Here is a 16,601-nt window from a genome sequence, read left to right on the forward strand (position 1 = left end):
GTCTGAGACCGTTGGGATTGAAGCGTGGGGTGCGGATTGACGCTGAGGCCCGGGAAGCGGCCCTCGTTAGAGCGCTGCCGTGGCAGGACCATATCTCGGCGGCACAACCAAGATCCGGTGCGGCGATCTCCCAGTTGGTGGTGGAGGGTCAGGATGCCGAACGATGCCCTGCCGGGAGGGGACGAAGCCGGTGAGCATTGCCGTGACGCCGGTCTGCCGGTGCGGGACGGCCGCCATCTTCTCCGTTTTCTGACCGTGCCTAGACCGCTCCAACCGGCCTCTTCAATGGCCTGATCTGGCCGAAGGTCGGCTGCGCCTCGATCGCCTATGACGCAACAGCGGCGTCGAACTTTCTTCCCCTGCCGGCTGCGCCGCCATTCCTCGCGAGACAAGAAAGTCCTCCTTGGCTGTCAGGCCCCTGCGGGGTGCGCCGTCGATCGCCTCCGGCCAACCGATCGCCATCGAGGCCGCAATGGTGCGGGCTCGGGAACGGAAAACGGAGATTTACAATGGCGACCATCGGCACCTTCAAGAAGACCGGCTCGAACGAATTCACCGGCGAAATCGTCACCCTCAGCGTCCAGGCCAAGGGCGTGCGCATCGTCCCCGACCAGCGTGCCACTGGCGAGAACGCCCCCAGCCACCGGGTTCTGGTCGGCCGCGCGGAGATCGGCGCCGCCTGGTCCAAGCGCTCCAACGAAGGCCGCGACTATCTGGGCCTCAAGCTGGACGATCCGAGCTTCAACGCCCCGATCTACGCCAACCTCTTCGACGACGAGGACGAGAGCTTCTCGCTGATCTGGTCCCGCCCCAACGGGCGGCGCGGCGACTGAGGCCCGCGCAAGGTCCCGGCCGAACAGGCCGGGGCCTTCGGCACCGAGGCGACCGAATCAGTTCTCGCCGAAGACGCCCCGGCAATGCCCCAGCAGTAGCTTTTGGGTAGTCAGACGACACCAGGACGACTATAATAGTCGTAGTTCTGGCGTGCGCGTAGGTCTGAGTGGGAGGTGATCATGCATGATCACCGCCCGACAATCGCGGGCCGCACGCGCGTTGCTGGGTTGGACGCAGGAGACGCTCGCTGACAAGGCCCGAGTATCACTGACCGCGCTCAAGCGCCTCGAATCCGCAAGCGGCCTCGAGGTGTACGAGTCGACGCGGGATGAGGTCAGGCGCGCCTTCGAACGTGGCGGGATTGTCTTCCTCAACTCCGACCAAGGCGTGGGGTTGATGCTGGTCGATGCAAAGAGAGAAGCCTGACATAGGGGCGCATGCCCACACCGACCGGCCTTCACGCGACGGCGCTGCCGGGACGCAATGCATTCAAAACATCGTTAACAATCCCCTTCAAAATGGATACATCTGTTGTCGGGGGATGCGGTGACCATAGAAGACTTTCTGGACCAGCCGCCTGGCGGCGCAGCACTCACGGCCTATGACCGTGCTCATCTGAAGCTATACCTGCGCCTTCTCGATGCAGACGCCGAAGGTGCGGACTGGAAAGCAGTCGTCGAAACGCTGTTCGGAATCTGTCCCGAAGCCGAACCAGAGCGGGCCGCGCGCATCCACACCGCCCATCTCGCCCGCGCAAAATGGATGACGACAAGCGGCTACGGCGAGCTTCTCGGCCCCCGTCTGCACTGAGGTGATGCAGAACCTGCATCACGTTGACCCCACTTCGTTCTTCCCCGCACCGACTCAACTTGGAATCGTGCCAGCCACAACACTCGCGTTGCTTAACAATTACGCGGAGGCGGCAGAGGATGTCCGAGGAAGAGAGTTGGCGGTCCGAGGCCGCCTATGAATATATCGATCAACTCACGACAAGCGATCTCGCCTGGGAATTCCTGCGGCGCAACCCGGATTACAGGATCGCCTTTCAGGAACTACTGTCCTCCAGGCGACTGAGCGATGAAACGGCGACGTCGTTCGCCGAGCAATGGGGGTTGTCTTTTCGCAGCCGACCCACGCATCACAGCTCTCGCCCAGCCGATCTTCTGGACACCGCAAACCGATCCGGCGGCGATCATCCTCAAAACCGGCCCGGCTCCGTCCGACGGATCGCATCTCACCGTTGACGATCTGCGGATTCATGCTGTCCTTCAACGGGAAGCCGCGCTGCTTCGGCTGGATATGCGGGGAGCGCGCTTCGACGTCACTCTTGCCGGTCCGATCGAGGACCGGGCGCTCGCCGCCGTCATCCCTCTCGATGAACTCACACCGGATCGCCTAACCGCGCTGGGGCGGTTCTGGGCGGCTGCAACAGGTCGGCCAGTACCGGCCGATCCACGCTTGACGCCGCAACGACACCAGCGGGCACAGCAGATGCTGCGCGCCATCGACGCGCGACACGCCGGCGCCATCTACCGCGTCGTCGCCGAGCATCTCTTCCCTCAGCACAGAATCGACGCAGCGTCCTGGGTCGGCGACCCCATCCGGGAAATCACCATCCGCCTCGCCCGCGACGGCATGAAGCTCGTTCGCGGCGGCTACCGCACATTGCTGCGCCGCCCACGCCGGGATCGCTGACACCGCTCGGGTGTCGATTATAGCGTCTATCTTCGACATCGTCCGACCCACCGCCTTCACGCCACCGTGCTCTCGAACCGCCGCCTGACGGCAGCGGCCCCCAACGAGACCACGGAGGCTCGACAATGGCCGATACGACCGCCGGCATCCCGCCACGCTACCTGCGCACGCAGGAAGCTGCCCGCTTCCTCGGACTGTCCGAGCGCACGCTTGAGAAGCACCGCACCTACGGCACCGGCCCGGCCTATCGGAAGCTCGGCGGCCGAGTCGTCTATGCTATCGACGATCTCCAGACCTGGGCCAATCGCGGCCTCGTCAGCTCCACCTCCGATCCGCGCGGCACGGTGCTTCCCGCCAAGCGGCAGGAGCCCTCGGATCGCCGCTTCGCCGGCCGCCAGCCGCGCTGAGACGACCGGCCATGTCGTTCCACCCCCACCATCGCGAGGAGCGCGCGCAGCTCGATCTGTTCCGGGCGCTGCCCGGCGATCTCGCGCCGCGCGACGCGCAGGACCTCATGGCCTATCCGTTCTTCTCGCTCGCCAAGTCGAAGCGCCTGACGCCGATCGACTTCAAGGCGGGCTCGGTGAAGATCCGTGTCGAAGCCGTCCCCGAGCACGGCATGGCGACCATCTGGGACGCCGATGTCCTCATCTGGGCCGCCTCCCAGATCGTTGAAGCACGCGATGTCGGCCTGCGTCCGTCGCGCCTGATGGCCACCACCCCCTATGAAATTCTGAACTTCATCGGCCGCGGCGTGTCGCTTCGCGACTACGACCGCCTGAAGGCCGCGCTCGACCGGCTACAATCGACCACGGTCGCGACCTCAATCCGTCAGCCGACCGAGCGGCGGATGCACCGCTTCTCCTGGATCAACGAATGGAAGGAGCGCGCCGATCACCGCGGCCGCCCGCTTGGCCTCGAGCTGATCCTCCCCGACTGGTTTTACGGCGCCGTCCTCGACGACGCGCTCGTACTGACGATCGACCGCAAATACTTCGATCTCACCGGTGGTCTTGAGCGCTGGCTTTACCGCCTGGTGCGCAAGCACGGCGGTCGCCAAGAGTTCGGCTGGAGCTTCGACTTCCCCCACCTCCATGCCAAGTCCGGCAGCCTCTCGCCGCTCAAACACTTCGCCTACGACCTACGCGACATTGTCCGCCGCCAGCCGTTGCCGGGCTATCGCCTGACCATCGAGCAATGCGTCGGCGGTCCCGAAATCCTGTCCTTCGTACCCACCGATCCCGACGCGCTCGGCATCCCGCGCCGCCGTCGCCGCTCGACAACTCGCCCTGGGGATAAGCTGTGAATCATCTCGTGCTATCAGGGACCGGCTCTATCGTGCCATCGGGGACCGGACTCTCGTGCTATCGGGGACCGAAATCGCCGATTCATCGCGCTGAATCAGCAGCTTGCGAGCCCCGTAACTTATCTAACCTAGATTCCTACGGAATCTTTCTAACGGAACCGGCTTTTTCGGCCGCTGTGGACGAGTCCCCGATCGCCGGGAGACCGTCATGATCGTCGCGTTCCTCAACCAGAAGGGCGGTGTCGGGAAGACGACGCTCGCCCTCCATCTCGCCGGCGAATGGGCTCGGCATGGGCAGCGCGTCACGCTGATCGATGCCGATCCCCAAGGCTCAGCGCTGGACTGGTCGCAGCAGCGCAGCCGGGAGGGATTGAAGCGGCTGTTCGGTGTCGTCGGCCTGGCGCGCGACACGCTCCACCGCGAAGCGCCGGAGCTGGCTCGCGACGTCGATCATGTCGTCATCGACGGACCGCCGCGTGTCGCTGGTCTGATGCGTTCGGCGCTGCTCGCCGCCGATCTTGTGCTGATCCCGGTGCAGCCGTCCCCACTCGACGGTTGGGCGTCGGCCGAGATGCTGACGCTGCTCGGCGAAGCGCGGATCTATCGACCGGAGCTCAAGGCGCGGTTCGTGCTGAACCGCTGTGCGGCCCGCACGATCCTCGCCCGCGAAACCGCTGAAACGCTGGCGGAGCACGATCCGCCGCCGCTCCTGACCACCATTGGTCAGCGCATCGCTTTCGCTGATGTCGTGCAGACCGGGCGGCTCGCGGCCGAGCAGGACGAGACATCGCCGGCCGCGCGGGAGATCGCCGCGCTCGCCGCCGAAGTGATGGAAATCGGGGCATGAGCGAGCGGTCCCCGAAACGCAGCTTCGCGGCCCGTCCGGCCGATCCGGAAAGCTGGGTCAAGGCGCCAGACCGTCCGTCGCCGCGCGCGGAGGCCGCCGCCGACTTCACTGCCAGGCTCACGATCGACGTCACCGCCGACATGCGCGGCCGGATCAAGATCGCCGCTTTCCAGCGCGGCCAGACTGTCGCCGACATGCTCCGCGCGCTGTTCGAGCGCGAATTCCCACCATCCCAAGGAGACGCCCCATGACCGGCCTTGCCGCCGCATCCGCGCGCGCCGGCCGCGCCCTACACGCACCGCCGGAGGATCTCACCCAGGTCGAACTCGTCTGGATCGAGAAGCAGATCGAGCACTGGATCCGTTTCGGCCGCGAGGTCCGCGAACAGGTCCTCGACCGCCGTCGCCGTATCCTCTTCTTCCCTCCCGGCACGACCTTCGCGCTGGTGCGCTGGGCTGCGAACGAGCACGGAACCGTGCTCTCCCGCCTCGACATTCTGCGCGCGGTGGGTGCCGGCGAAGCCTGCCAGACGATCCCGACCGTAACGCCCGGCGGCGACATCCTGCTGCGTGTCGATGGCTGGCCGAAGGTGGAGCGCATGCTCCAGCTCATCGACGCGATCGAGGCCATCGGCATCGATCCCATCGATGTCGCGCCCGATCATTGGCGACACGTTCACAACCGCCTGGCCGTCGGCGAGACGCCGCGCGCCTACACGATGCAGCGCCATCGGGCCTTCCTCCTGGCGCGGAGGATCGGCGCATGACCCGGCTCGGCTACGCCATCACCACGACGGCCGCAGTGTCGTTGCTCGGCATCCTGTCGCTCGTGTCCTTCGCGCCGAAGCTGATCTGGAATGCGTCGGCCAGCACGCCGATCGGCCTCTACGCCGTCGCGCCAGACCCGTCCCCGGAAGTCACCGATCTGGTCGCCGTGCGCGCGCCCGAGCCGCTCGCAAGCTTCCTCGCCGAGGGCGGTTATTTGCCGCGCGGCGTGCCGCTGATCAAGCACGTCGTCGCGCTTCCTGGCCAACGGGTTTGCAGGACCGGCCTCGCCATCACCGTTGACGCTGTGCCGATGGGCGATGCGCTCGATCGCGATCGTCGCGGCAATCCGCTGCCCGTCTGGCAGGGCTGCCGCGTCGTCGCGGAGGGCGAACTGTTCCTGATGAACTGGGAAGTCCGCGACAGCCTAGACGGCCGCTACTTCGGGCCGCTCCCCGCCTCCGCCGTCATCGGCCGGGCCATCCCTCTCTACACCGACGAGGACGGCGATGGCCGCTTCGTCTGGCGCGCGCCGACGCGGTGACGACGTGCCCATTCCCAATCTCACCGCACATCAATGGAGGCAATCATGTCCCTGATCGGTCAATTTACGCGCGACGAGTCCGGCTTCATCGGCCATTTGGCGACGCTCCTGCTGCACCAGGACATCATCATCATTCCGGCCGAGTCGTCCGACGCCGAGAATGCGCCGGATTTCCGCGTTCACGTCTTCAACGGCATGAACAACGAACCCGGCGCCGAGATCGGCGCTGGCTGGAAGCGCACCGGCGAGAAGGCCGGCGACTACGTCTCGCTGCAGCTCGACGATCCGACCTTCAGCCAGCCGATCCGCGCCAATCTGTTCCAGTCGGCCGACGACAAATCCGCCTGGGGCCTTCACTGGAACCGCCCGCCCAAGCGCAGCGAGCGGGATTGAGCGATGCCGGCCCGCCGCCATCGCGCTGTCGTCGGACGGTTTCCCACCGTCCGACGCACAGCCTTCCTTCTCCTTTCCGGCCTGCTGGTCGCCGCGCCGCTTTGCGCCAACGCGAATGCGCAGAGCGTGTCGGCCGAGCGTCCCCTTCGCGTCGATCGCTACGGCGCCTTCATCGCCGAGGCCGCGCATCGGTTCGGCGTTCCCGAGCACTGGATTCGTGCGGTCATGCGCGTCGAAAGCGCCGGGGACATGCGCGCGATCTCTTCGGCCGGCGCGATGGGCCTGATGCAGATCATGCCCGCGACCTGGGCCGAACTGCGCGCCCGATATGGTCTCGGCAATGATCCCTACGACCCTCGCGACAACATCACGGCGGGCGCGGCGTATCTGCGCGAGATGCATGATCGCTATGGCTCGCCGGGCTTTCTGGCGGCCTACAATGCCGGTCCCGGCCGCTACGAGGAATATCGCGCGACCGGCCGCCCGCTGCCGGCGGAAACGCGCGCCTATGTCGCCGCTCTCGCGCCAATCATCGGCGGCGGCGATCTTGCTGCCCCCGTCACGGTGGCGACCGCCGATCCTCTCGCCTGGACCCGTGCGCCGCTCTTCATCGTGCAGGTCGACAGCAGCGCGGGTGCAATCCAGCGGCAGCGGGACGGCGATCCGGCTGCGCCCTCTGCGCAGGAAGCCGCGCGCGATCCGGTCCTGCCTGCACCGCGATCGGACGGCCTATTCGTGGCGCGAACCGATACTGAGGGGCCGCGATGAGGGACTTCGCACTCCCTGCTGCATTGTCGGGCTCTGGCGTGGATTTGGCGTCAGAGGCGGGAAGAACAGGCAGCTCAACCGAACGATGGCGAGATAAAAGCGCGCGATGTGCGGCTTGGTGCGGTCGTGTGTTTTCAGAGACTTATGGCGCATTGGCGCGAGGTGCGCCTGATCGGCGCAGCCTGCGCATCCGCCATTTCGCTAAGTATTTCCGCGCGTTTGCACGATGTGCGGGGTCCCGGCGATGAGCGGCGAGGACGATTTCCGCATCCGGCCGGGCCGCATCCGATCCACCCGCGCACAACAGGCGCGGCCCTTCATCGCCCAGGCGCTCGCCGCAGCCCAGCGCGCCGGCGGCAGCGTCTCGCGCTCCGGCAAGATCGGCTCGGGCAACCGCTCGCGTTTCGGGCGCGGCCAGCGCGCGACGGTGCAGGCCAATCGTCTGCTCACCAGCCGATCGCGCAACACGGTGATCAAGACACGCGTCGTCCGGCACACCGCTCGGGCCGCGCCGCTCTCCGCCCACCTCAGCTATCTCCGGCGCGAGGGCGTCACCCGGGATGGAGAGAAGGCCCGGCTGTTCGGGCCCGAGACCGAGGACGCCGATCCCAAGGCGTTTGCTGAGCGCACCCAGGACGACCGGCATCATTTCCGCTTCATCGTCTCGCCCGAGGACGCGACCGAGATGTCCGACCTCAAGACCTTCGCCCGCGACCTGATGGGGCAGATTGAAAAGGACCTCGGGACCAAGCTCGACTGGGTCGGCGTCGATCACTGGAACACGGACAATCCGCACGTCCATATCATCCTGCGCGGGCGCACCGATGACCGCCAGGACCTCGTCATATCCCGCGACTACATCAAGGAAGGCATGCGCGCCCGCGCGCAGGATCTCGTTACCCAGGAGTTGGGACCGCGCACCGACCACGAGATACGCCGCAATCTCGAACGCCAGATCGACGCGGAGCGCTGGACCAACCTTGACCGGCAGCTTGCCCGAGACAGCTACCGCGCCGGGGTCGTCGATCTCGCGCCGCACCCTGACCGCCAGCCCGACGAATTCCACGCGATGAAGGTCGGCCGCCTGCGCAAGTTGGAGACGCTCGGCCTCGCCGATCAGGTTGGCCCCGGCCAATGGGCCGTGTCCGAGAATGCCGAGGCGACCCTGCGCGAGCTGGGTGAGCGTGGCGACATCATCAAGCGCATTCATCGCGGCCTAACCGAACGCGGCATCGAACGCGGCGCCGCCAGCTATGTGCTCGCCGGCGAGAGCATCAACGATCCCGTCGTCGGCCGACTGGTCGATCGCGGTCTCGACGACGAGCTGAAGGGCACGGCCTATGCCGTGGTCGATGGCACGGACGGACGCACCCACCACATCAAGCTGCCCGACCTTGACGCCGCCAGCGACAGCGCGCCGGGTTCCATCGTCGAACTGCGCAAATTCGACGACGCGCAAGGCCGCCGCCGCGTTGCGCTCGCCGTCCGCTCCGATCTCGACATCTCCGCCCAAGTCAACGCGACCGGAGCTACCTGGCTCGACAGGCAGGCCATCGCGCGCGATCCGGTTGCACTCGGCGGCGGCGGCTTCGGCGCGGAGGTTCGCCAGGCGATGGACCGGCGCGCCGAGCATCTCGTCAGCCAGGGTCTCGCCGAGCGGCAAGCGCGCGGCGTCAGCTTCTCCCCGGGCCTGATCGACACGTTGCGGCAGCGCGAGGTGGAGGCCCTGGGCGAAAAGCTCGCGGCCGAGACCGGCCGACAATTCTCCAAGGCCGCAACGGGCGAGTATGTGGCGGGCACTTATCGCCAGCGCTTCGCGCTCGCTTCCGGCCGCTTCGCCATGATCGACGACGGCCTCGGCTTCCAGCTCGTGCCCTGGTCGCCCTCCCTCGAACGTCAGATCGGTCAGCACGTCTCCGGCGTGTCGCGCGGCGCCGGCGGCGTCGACTGGAGCTTCGGCCGCAACCGCGGCCTCGGCATGTAGCCCAATCAAGGAAGGAGTGCCCGCCATGTCGGCGACCAAGATCCTCTGGGGCCAGATACTCACCGTCTTCCTGATCGTGCTCATGACGACCTGGGCGGCGACGCAGTGGACGGCCTATCGGCTCGGTTTCCAACCGCAGCTCGGGCTTCCATGGTTCGAACTGGCCGGCTGGCCGATTTACTATCCGCCCGCCTTCTTCTGGTGGTGGTATTTCTACGATGCCTATGCGCCGCCGATCTTCATCGAGGGCGCCTATATCGCGGCGTCTGGCGGCTTCATGTCCATCGCCGTCGCGATCGGCATGTCCGTCTGGCGGGCGCGTGAGGCCAAGAACGCCGAGACGTTCGGTTCCGCCCGATGGGCGGTCGCCCCCGAAGTGAGCGCCGCCGGCCTGCTGGGCGCGGATGGCGTCATCCTGGGGAAATTCGAGCGCGACTATCTCCGCCACGATGGTCCTGAGCATGTGCTGTGCTTCGCGCCCACGCGATCCGGCAAGGGCGTGGGCCTTGTCGTGCCCTCGCTGCTGACCTGGCCGGGCTCCGCTATCGTCCATGACATCAAGGGGGAGAACTGGACGCTCACTGCCGGCTTCCGATCCCGGCACGGCCGTGTGCTGCTGTTCGATCCGACCAACGCGAAGTCCGCCGCCTACAATCCGCTGCTCGAGGTCCGACGCGGCGAATGGGAGGTCCGCGACGTCCAGAACATCGCCGACATCCTGGTCGATCCGGAAGGCTCGCTGGAGAAGCGGAACCATTGGGAGAAAACCAGCCACGCGTTGCTGGTCGGCGCGATCCTGCACGTCCTTTACGCCGAGGCCGACAAGACGCTCGCCGGCGTCGCCGCCTTCCTCTCAGATCCGAAGCGGCCGATCGATTCGACCCTCGCCGCCATGATGAAGACCCCGCATCTTGGCGAAGCCGGACCGCATCCGGTGATCGCCAGTGCGGCCCGCGAGCTGCTGAATAAATCCGACAACGAGCGCTCGGGCGTGCTGTCCACCGCGATGTCGTTCCTCGGGCTCTATCGCGACCCCGTCGTTGCCGAGGTCACACGCCGCTGCGACTGGCGCATCACCGACATAGTCGGCGGCAAGCATCCGACGACGCTCTACCTCGTCGTGCCGCCGTCGGACATCAACCGGACCAAGCCGCTGATCCGTCTGATCCTCAATCAGATCGGCCGGCGGCTCACGGAGGATCTGAAGGCGAAGGGCAACCGCCATCGCCTCCTCCTGATGCTCGACGAGTTCCCGGCCCTCGGCCGCCTCGATTTCTTCGAGAGCGCGCTCGCCTTCATGGCGGGTTACGGCCTCAAAGCCTTCCTCATCGCACAGTCGCTGAACCAGATCGAGAAGGCCTACGGGCCCAACAACTCGATCCTCGACAACTGCCATGTGCGCGTCAGCTTCGCGACCAACGATGAGCGGACCGCCAAACGTGTCTCGGACGCGCTCGGCACTGCGACCGAGATGCGCGCGATGAAGAACTATGCCGGTCATCGCCTGTCGCCATGGCTCGGCCACATGATGGTCTCGCGCTCGGAGACAGCCCGGCAACTGATGACGCCTGGCGAGATCATGCAGCTTCCGCCGTCCGACGAGATCGTCATGGTCGCCGGCATCCGGCCGATCCGCGCGAAGAAAGCGCGATATTATGAGGATCGCCGGTTTCAGGAGCGCATCTTACCGCCGCCGAACCTCGTTAAGTCGACAACGGCTCGGCCGGACGACTGGAGCGCGCTGCCCCTTCCGGTGACGCCCACGGTGGCGACGGCTACCGCCGGCGGCGGATCGGAAGATGAGGATACGACCGACTCCGAGCGCCGGCACCAGCCGGAACTGAGCCGCTCAAAACCCGTCGAGCCTAAGCAACCCATCGAAAACGAGTTCGAGATCGATCCCCGCGACGACGCCGATGAGGACGCTGCACGTCTCTCGCGGATGAATCAGACCATGCGCCAGGTGGCACGCCAAGCGTCGCTCGATCCCGGCGACGGCATCGAGCTTTAGGAGGCACCATGGCAAAGCCTCCCAAAAAACAGCGGCTGTCTGTGTATCTCGAACCGGACGTCATGAAGGCGCTCGCCGCGCACGCCGCCAGGCGCGATCAATCCCTCTCGCTGATCGCGGAAGCCGGCATCGCCTCTTTCCTGTCGCCTGACGCCGCCGAACGGCAGGAGGCGGCGACGACGAAGCGGCTCGATCAGCTCGACCGGCGAATGGCGCGCATGGAGCGCGACCTTGGTATAGCCGTCGAAACGCTCGCCGTGTTCATCCGCTTCTGGCTGACCACGAACCCGCCGCTACCAGAGCCCGCCCAGGCAGCGGCGCGCGCCAAGGCCGGCGAGCGCTACGAGGCGTTCGTCACCGCGCTCGGCCGCCGACTCGCTCACGGGCCGAAGCTTCGGCAAGAGATTTCGGAGGACATCGCGCCCGCGCACGACGCGGATTAATCACGGCTACGTCGACCGCAAGTATTCCGGCGTTCCGCCATTTCCCTGTCTTTGTACGCCACAGTACGACGACCACATTGTGGTTGTTGTCAGGCCGTGATTTCTGCCTCTTCTACTCATCCCCGATCCAGGGCCGCATGTCGCGGTCCCGCAAGAGAACGGGGACGACGTGGCGGCCATTCACCAGAAATCGGAGGCGATCCTTCGCGGCGCCCGCATGCTGCGCACGGCTCTCGGGCCGGCGATCGCCCGGTTTCTGGAAGATCCCACGATCGTCGAGGTGATGCTCAACCCCGATGGGCGGCTCTGGGTCGACCGTCTTTCCGAAGGGCTTTCCGATACGGGTGAGCTGCTGTCGCCTTCGGACGGCGAGCGGATCATCCGTCTGGTCGCCCACCATGTCGGCGCCGAGGTTCATCCCGGCGCACCGCGAGTCTCGGCCGAGCTGCCCGAAACGGGCGAGCGGTTCGAGGGGCTGTTGCCTCCCGTGGTGTCCGCGCCCGCCTTCGCGATCCGCAAGCCCGCCGTCGCCGTGTTCACGCTCGACGATTATGTCGCCGCCGGGATCATGGCGGCGGATCAGGCCGAGACGCTGCGCCAGGCTGTGGCCGACCGGCGCAACATCCTCGTCGCCGGCGGCACATCCACCGGCAAGACCACCCTCACAAACGCGCTGCTCGCGGAAGTCTCCAAAACCTCGGACCGCGTCGTCCTCATCGAGGACACGCGTGAACTGCAATGCGCCGCGCCGAACCTGGTCGCCATGCGGACCAAGGACGGCGTCGCCTCGCTCTCCGACCTCGTCCGCTCCTCGCTCCGCTTGCGCCCCGACCGCATCCCGATAGGCGAGGTCCGCGGGGCCGAGGCCCTCGACCTGCTCAAGGCCTGGGGCACCGGACACCCCGGCGGTGTCGGCACCATCCACGCCGGCACCGCCATCGGCGCGCTGCGCCGTATGGAGCAGCTCATCCAGGAAGCCGTCGTCACCGTCCCGCGCGCCCTGATCGCCGAGACGATCGATCTGGTCGCCGTGCTGTCCGGTCGCGGCGCGTCGCGCCGCCTCACCGAACTCGCCCGCATCGAGGGCCTCGGCCCCGACGGCGACTACCGCGTCACCCCCGTAAGCCAGCCCCTCACAGGAGATCCGTCATGATCCAGCATGCCCTGCGTTTCCGCCGCCAGCTCGCCACGGCGGTATCCGTCACTTTCGTCACGCTGGCGCTCGCGCCCGCCGCTCACGCTTCCGGCTCCCAGATGCCCTGGGAGGCGCCGTTGCAATCGATCCTCGAATCGATCGAGGGCCCGGTCGCCAAGATCATCGCGGTGATGATCATCATCATCACCGGCCTGACGCTGGCGTTCGGCGATACGTCGGGCGGCGCGCGCAAGCTCATCCAGATCGTCTTCGGCCTGTCGATCGCCTTCGCTGCGTCCAGCTTCTTCCTGTCGTTCTTCTCGTTCGGCGGCGGGGCGCTCGTCTGATGGCCGATGGCGCCGACCATGGCGGCGAGCTGCCGGGCTTTTCGGTCCCGGTTCACCGGGCGCTGACCGAGCAGATCCTGCTCGGCGGCGCCCCGCGCTCGCTCGCCATTCTGAATGGCACGCTCGCCGCCGCACTCGGCCTTGGCCTTCGCCTCTGGCTGGTCGGCCTTGGCCTTTGGGCCTTGGGGCACTTCGCAGCCGTCTGGGCCGCTAAGCGTGATCCGCAGTTCGTCGACGTCGTGCGCAAGCATCTGCGCATCCCCGGCCACCTGTCGGTTTGAGGAGCGACGCCGATGATGAACCTTGCTGAATATCGAAACCGCAACACCCGGCTCGCCGACTTCCTGCCCTGGGTCGCTTTGGTCGGCGAAGGGATCGTGCTCAACAAGGATGGGAGCCTGCAGCGCACCGCACGCTTCCGCGGCCCCGATCTCGACAGCGCCGTGCCGGCCGAGCTGGTGGCCGTCGCCGGCCGGCTCAACAACGCATTTCGTCGCCTCGGCTCCGGCTGGGCGATCTTCGTCGAAGCGCAGCGCCATGGCGCCGCGACCTATCCGGCCAGCATGTTCGCCGACAGCGCCTCCGCCCTGGTCGACGCCGAACGCAAGGCCGACTTCGAGGAGGCCGGTGCGCATTTCGAGTCCAGCTATTTCCTGACCTTCCTCTATCTGCCGCCGGCCGAGGACGCCGCCCGCGCTGAGACCTGGCTCTACGAGGGCCGCGATCAGGCCGGCGTCGATGCGCACGAGATCCTGCGCGGCTTCGCCGACCGCACCGATCGCATCCTCCAGCTCATCGATGCCTTCATGCCGGAATGCGCCTGGCTCGATGACGGCGAGACCCTGACCTATCTGCATTCGACGGTCTCGACGAAGCGGCATCGCGTCCGCGTCCCCGAAACGCCGATGTATCTCGATGCGCTGCTGGCCGATCAGCCGCTGACCGGCGGGCTCGAACCCCGGCTCGGCGATGCGCATATGCGCATCCTCACCATCGTCGGCTTCCCGACCGCGACCACGCCCGGCATCCTCGACGAGCTGAACCGGCTGGCCATTCCCTATCGCTGGTCGACGCGCGCCGTCCTCCTCGACAAGACCGACGCCACCAAGCTGCTGACCAAGATCCGGCGGCAATGGTTCGCCAAGCGCAAATCGATCGCCGCCATCCTGAAGGAGGTGATGACGAACGAGGCCTCCGCCCTCGTGGACACCGATGCCTCCAACAAGGCGGCCGATGCCGACATGGCGTTGCAGGAGCTGGGCGCGGACTATGCCGGCCAAGCCTATGTGACCGCGACGATCACCGTCTGGGACGATGATCCGCGCATCGCCGCCGAGAAGCTGCGGATGGTCGAGAAGGTCATCCAGGGCCGCGACTTCACGGCGATGCCCGAGACGATCAACGCCGTGGACGCCTGGCTCGGCTCGCTGCCCGGCCATGTCTACGCCAATGTCCGCCAGCCCCCGATCAACACATTGAATCTCGCCCACATGATCCCGCTTTCGGCGGTGTGGGCGGGACCGGAACGGGACGAGCATTTTGCAGCACCCCCACTGCTGTTCGGCAAGACCGAAGGCTCGACCCCGTTCCGGCTTTCCATCCATGTCGGCGATGTCGGCCATACGCTGATCGTCGGCCCGACCGGCGCCGGCAAGTCGGTGCTGCTGGCGTTGATGGCCCTGCAGTTCCGGCGCTATCTCCAAAGCCAAGTCTTCGCCTTCGACTTCGGCGGATCGATCCGCGCCGCCGCGCTCGCCATGCGCGGCGACTGGCACGATCTCGGCGGTGGCTTGACCGAAGGCTCGGACGACAGCGTGTCGCTACAGCCGCTGGCCCGGATCAACGACGTCGCCGAACGCGCCTGGGCCTCCGACTGGCTGATCGCGATCCTGGGGCGCGAGAGCGTGCCGGTCACGCCCGAGGTGAAGGAACATCTCTGGTCGGCCCTGTCCTCGCTGGCCTCCGCACCAATCGCCGAGCGGACGTTGACGGGTCTGTCCGTCCTGCTTCAGTCGAACGACCTGAAGCAAGCGCTCCGACCCTATTGCGTCGGCGGTCCCTATGGCCGTCTGCTCGACGCCGAGGCCGAGCAACTCGGCGAAGCCAATGTTCAGGTCTTCGAGACCGAAGGGCTGATCGGCACAGGCGCGGCTGCCGCTGTGCTCGCCTATCTCTTCCACCGCATCGAGGACCGGCTCGACGGGCGGCCCACGCTGCTGATCGTCGACGAGGGTTGGCTGGCGCTGGACGATGAGGGCTTCGCCGGCCAGCTCCGCGAGTGGCTGAAGACGCTGCGCAAGAAGAACGCGAGCGTCATCTTCGCCACGCAGTCGCTGTCGGACATCGACGGGTCGGCGATCGCGCCGGCCATCATCGAAAGCTGCCAGACCCGCATCCTGCTCCCGAACGAGCGCGCCATCGAACCGCAGATCACCGCCATCTATCGGCGCTTCGGTCTCAACGATCGTCAGATCGAAATCCTCGCGCGGGCGATGCCCAAGCGCGACTATTACTGCCAGTCGCGACGCGGCAACCGGCTGTTCGAGCTGGGCCTGTCGGACGTGGCGCTGGCGCTTTGCGCCGCCTCGTCGAAGCAGCATCAGGCGCTCATCGCGACTGTCCACGCCCGCAGCGGCACGGACGGATTCCTCGCCGAATGGCTCGCGGAGAACCGGCTCGGCTGGGCAGCGGACCTCGTCGCCGATCTCACCAACGTCATTCCCCAAACCGATCCGGAGGCACGCTCATGACTCGTTCCGTTCATACTCGCTCATCCATCGCCCGCGTCGCCGCGGTTCTGCTGGCCGCGCCGATCGCGCTGTCGCCGGTACTATGGGCTCCGCCGGCGTCCGCACAGTTGATCGTGAAGGATCCCACGAACTACGTGCAGAATGTTCTGCAGGCGGCCAGGTCGCTGGAGCAGATCAACAACCAGATCAGCTCGCTTCAGAACGAGGCGACGATGCTGATCAACCAGGCCCGCAATCTCGCGAGCCTGCCCTATTCCTCGCTCCAGCAGCTCCAGCAGTCCGTCCAGCGCACGCAGCAGCTTCTCACCCAGGCGCAGCGCATCGCCTATGATGTCCAGAACATCGACCAGGCGTTCCGGACTACCTATGGCAACGCCTCCATGTCGGCGTCCGACCAGCAGCTCGTGGCGGGCGCCCGCGAGCGCTGGCAGAACACGGTCGGCGGGCTTCAGGACGCGATGCGGGTACAGGCTGGCGTCGTCGGCAATATTGATACCAATCGCACCGAGATGTCCTCGCTGATCGGCCGCAGCCAAGGGGCGACGGGCGCGCTGCAGGCGACGCAGGCCGGCAACCAGCTTCTCGCGCTGCAGGCGCAGCAACTCGCCGATCTGACCGCCGTCGTCGCGGCGAACGGCCGGGCGCAGGCGCTCTCCGAAGCCGAGCGAGCCGCGGCCGCCGAGCAAGGCCGCGAGCAGCGCCGTCGCTTCCTGACGCCCGGCAGCGGCTACCAGCCGGGCAACGCTCGCATGTTCCCGAACGGCAACTGAGGGCACGACC

General features: G+C 66.7%; 21 protein-coding genes. All 21 read left to right on the plus strand.

The features are described from left to right. Positions 1–509: 509 nt before the first annotated feature. A complete protein-coding gene (locus D7006_RS03070; protein WP_091740156.1) occupies positions 510–833 on the plus strand; it encodes a DUF736 domain-containing protein in 324 nt (107 codons plus the stop codon). A gap of 184 nt (positions 834–1,017) precedes the next feature. Further along, positions 1,018–1,260: a helix-turn-helix transcriptional regulator gene (locus D7006_RS03075; protein WP_151040953.1), complete on the plus strand. Its 243-nt coding sequence runs from the start codon at positions 1,018–1,020 to the stop codon at positions 1,258–1,260. 120 nt (positions 1,261–1,380) lie between these two features. Further along, positions 1,381–1,644 (plus strand): DNA -binding domain-containing protein, encoded by a 264-nt coding sequence (locus D7006_RS03080; protein ID WP_237355506.1) that lies wholly within the window; start codon positions 1,381–1,383, stop codon positions 1,642–1,644. Positions 1,645–1,763: 119 nt separating this feature from the next. Beyond that, on the plus strand, positions 1,764–2,078 hold the full coding sequence (locus tag D7006_RS03085; RefSeq protein ID WP_237355507.1) for a transcriptional regulator domain-containing protein: 315 nt from the start codon (positions 1,764–1,766) through the stop codon (positions 2,076–2,078). A gap of 10 nt (positions 2,079–2,088) precedes the next feature. Continuing rightward, complete coding sequence (locus D7006_RS03090; RefSeq protein ID WP_237356840.1) at positions 2,089–2,529, plus strand: DUF2285 domain-containing protein; 441 nt, start codon at positions 2,089–2,091, stop codon at positions 2,527–2,529. A gap of 125 nt (positions 2,530–2,654) precedes the next feature. Then, on the plus strand, positions 2,655–2,936 hold the full coding sequence (locus D7006_RS03095; protein ID WP_237355508.1) for an AlpA family transcriptional regulator: 282 nt from the start codon (positions 2,655–2,657) through the stop codon (positions 2,934–2,936). An 11-nt stretch (positions 2,937–2,947) separates the two neighbouring features. Further along, positions 2,948–3,835: a replication initiator protein A gene (locus D7006_RS03100; RefSeq protein ID WP_237355509.1), complete on the plus strand. Its 888-nt coding sequence runs from the start codon at positions 2,948–2,950 to the stop codon at positions 3,833–3,835. Between the two features lie 208 nt (positions 3,836–4,043). Continuing rightward, entirely contained in the window at positions 4,044–4,682 is a 639-nt protein-coding gene (parA, locus tag D7006_RS03105) for a ParA family partition ATPase (protein ID WP_237355510.1), read from the plus strand. Then, positions 4,679–4,933 carry a hypothetical protein gene (locus tag D7006_RS03110; RefSeq protein ID WP_237355511.1) on the plus strand — a complete coding sequence of 85 codons (255 nt, stop codon included), beginning with the start codon at positions 4,679–4,681 and terminating at the stop codon, positions 4,931–4,933. Before parA ends, D7006_RS03110 begins: the two co-directional genes overlap by 4 nt. After that, the gene (locus tag D7006_RS03115; protein ID WP_237355512.1) at positions 4,930–5,448 is read left to right on the plus strand and encodes a DUF2840 domain-containing protein; all 519 of its coding nucleotides are present in this window, start codon (positions 4,930–4,932) and stop codon (positions 5,446–5,448) included. The genes D7006_RS03110 and D7006_RS03115 overlap by 4 nt, the downstream gene beginning before the upstream one ends. Further along, positions 5,445–5,990: a S26 family signal peptidase gene (locus D7006_RS03120; protein WP_237355513.1), complete on the plus strand. Its 546-nt coding sequence runs from the start codon at positions 5,445–5,447 to the stop codon at positions 5,988–5,990. Before D7006_RS03115 ends, D7006_RS03120 begins: the two co-directional genes overlap by 4 nt. A 45-nt stretch (positions 5,991–6,035) precedes the next feature. Continuing rightward, positions 6,036–6,383: a DUF736 domain-containing protein gene (locus tag D7006_RS03125; RefSeq protein WP_237355514.1), complete on the plus strand. Its 348-nt coding sequence runs from the start codon at positions 6,036–6,038 to the stop codon at positions 6,381–6,383. 3 nt (positions 6,384–6,386) lie between these two features. Further along, positions 6,387–7,151, plus strand: coding sequence for a lytic transglycosylase domain-containing protein (locus D7006_RS03130; protein ID WP_237355515.1), 765 nt, complete (start codon positions 6,387–6,389; stop codon positions 7,149–7,151). Between the two features lie 244 nt (positions 7,152–7,395). Further along, positions 7,396–9,135 carry a VirD2 family relaxase/mobilization nuclease gene (locus D7006_RS03135; RefSeq protein ID WP_237355516.1) on the plus strand — a complete coding sequence of 580 codons (1,740 nt, stop codon included), beginning with the start codon at positions 7,396–7,398 and terminating at the stop codon, positions 9,133–9,135. Positions 9,136–9,160: 25 nt separating this feature from the next. After that, entirely contained in the window at positions 9,161–11,146 is a 1,986-nt protein-coding gene (locus D7006_RS03140; protein ID WP_237355517.1) for a conjugal transfer protein TraG, read from the plus strand. 8 nt (positions 11,147–11,154) lie between these two features. Further along, entirely contained in the window at positions 11,155–11,589 is a 435-nt protein-coding gene (locus D7006_RS03145) for a CopG family transcriptional regulator (RefSeq protein ID WP_099555746.1), read from the plus strand. 169 nt (positions 11,590–11,758) lie between these two features. Further along, positions 11,759–12,742, plus strand: coding sequence for a P-type conjugative transfer ATPase TrbB (gene trbB / locus D7006_RS03150; protein WP_237355518.1), 984 nt, complete (start codon positions 11,759–11,761; stop codon positions 12,740–12,742). Next, positions 12,739–13,071, plus strand: a complete 333-nt coding sequence (locus tag D7006_RS03155) for a TrbC/VirB2 family protein (protein WP_237355519.1) — start codon at positions 12,739–12,741, stop codon at positions 13,069–13,071. Before trbB ends, D7006_RS03155 begins: the two co-directional genes overlap by 4 nt. Next, positions 13,071–13,352, plus strand: a complete 282-nt coding sequence (locus D7006_RS03160; protein WP_237355520.1) for a VirB3 family type IV secretion system protein — start codon at positions 13,071–13,073, stop codon at positions 13,350–13,352. Before D7006_RS03155 ends, D7006_RS03160 begins: the two co-directional genes overlap by 1 nt. Positions 13,353–13,364: 12 nt before the next feature. Beyond that, positions 13,365–15,821: a conjugal transfer protein TrbE gene (gene trbE, locus D7006_RS03165; RefSeq protein ID WP_237355521.1), complete on the plus strand. Its 2,457-nt coding sequence runs from the start codon at positions 13,365–13,367 to the stop codon at positions 15,819–15,821. Then, complete coding sequence (trbJ, locus tag D7006_RS03170) at positions 15,818–16,591, plus strand: P-type conjugative transfer protein TrbJ (protein ID WP_237355522.1); 774 nt, start codon at positions 15,818–15,820, stop codon at positions 16,589–16,591. Before trbE ends, trbJ begins: the two co-directional genes overlap by 4 nt. The last annotated feature ends 10 nt before the right edge of the window (positions 16,592–16,601 follow it).

Source organism: Xanthobacter sp. YC-JY1, from assembly GCF_021730305.1.
Lineage (GTDB): Bacteria > Pseudomonadota > Alphaproteobacteria > Rhizobiales > Xanthobacteraceae > Xanthobacter > Xanthobacter flavus.

Excerpts from the sequence above, each read along its gene's own strand:
- D7006_RS03070 (WP_091740156.1), top strand. The coding sequence starts at position 510 with ATGGCGACCATCGGCACCTTCAAGAAGACCGGCTCGAACGAATTCACC.
- D7006_RS03075 (WP_151040953.1), top strand. The coding sequence starts at position 1,018 with ATGATCACCGCCCGACAATCGCGGGCCGCACGCGCGTTGCTGGGTTGG.
- D7006_RS03085 (WP_237355507.1), top strand. The coding sequence starts at position 1,764 with ATGTCCGAGGAAGAGAGTTGGCGGTCCGAGGCCGCCTATGAATATATC.
- D7006_RS03095 (WP_237355508.1), top strand. The coding sequence starts at position 2,655 with ATGGCCGATACGACCGCCGGCATCCCGCCACGCTACCTGCGCACGCAG.
- D7006_RS03100 (WP_237355509.1), top strand. The coding sequence starts at position 2,948 with ATGTCGTTCCACCCCCACCATCGCGAGGAGCGCGCGCAGCTCGATCTG.
- parA (WP_237355510.1), top strand. The coding sequence starts at position 4,044 with ATGATCGTCGCGTTCCTCAACCAGAAGGGCGGTGTCGGGAAGACGACG.
- D7006_RS03110 (WP_237355511.1), top strand. The coding sequence starts at position 4,679 with ATGAGCGAGCGGTCCCCGAAACGCAGCTTCGCGGCCCGTCCGGCCGAT.
- D7006_RS03115 (WP_237355512.1), top strand. The coding sequence starts at position 4,930 with ATGACCGGCCTTGCCGCCGCATCCGCGCGCGCCGGCCGCGCCCTACAC.
- D7006_RS03120 (WP_237355513.1), top strand. The coding sequence starts at position 5,445 with ATGACCCGGCTCGGCTACGCCATCACCACGACGGCCGCAGTGTCGTTG.
- D7006_RS03125 (WP_237355514.1), top strand. The coding sequence starts at position 6,036 with ATGTCCCTGATCGGTCAATTTACGCGCGACGAGTCCGGCTTCATCGGC.
- D7006_RS03130 (WP_237355515.1), top strand. The coding sequence starts at position 6,387 with ATGCCGGCCCGCCGCCATCGCGCTGTCGTCGGACGGTTTCCCACCGTC.
- D7006_RS03135 (WP_237355516.1), top strand. The coding sequence starts at position 7,396 with ATGAGCGGCGAGGACGATTTCCGCATCCGGCCGGGCCGCATCCGATCC.
- D7006_RS03140 (WP_237355517.1), top strand. The coding sequence starts at position 9,161 with ATGTCGGCGACCAAGATCCTCTGGGGCCAGATACTCACCGTCTTCCTG.
- D7006_RS03145 (WP_099555746.1), top strand. The coding sequence starts at position 11,155 with ATGGCAAAGCCTCCCAAAAAACAGCGGCTGTCTGTGTATCTCGAACCG.
- D7006_RS03155 (WP_237355519.1), top strand. The coding sequence starts at position 12,739 with ATGATCCAGCATGCCCTGCGTTTCCGCCGCCAGCTCGCCACGGCGGTA.
- D7006_RS03160 (WP_237355520.1), top strand. The coding sequence starts at position 13,071 with ATGGCCGATGGCGCCGACCATGGCGGCGAGCTGCCGGGCTTTTCGGTC.
- trbE (WP_237355521.1), top strand. The coding sequence starts at position 13,365 with ATGATGAACCTTGCTGAATATCGAAACCGCAACACCCGGCTCGCCGAC.
- trbJ (WP_237355522.1), top strand. The coding sequence starts at position 15,818 with ATGACTCGTTCCGTTCATACTCGCTCATCCATCGCCCGCGTCGCCGCG.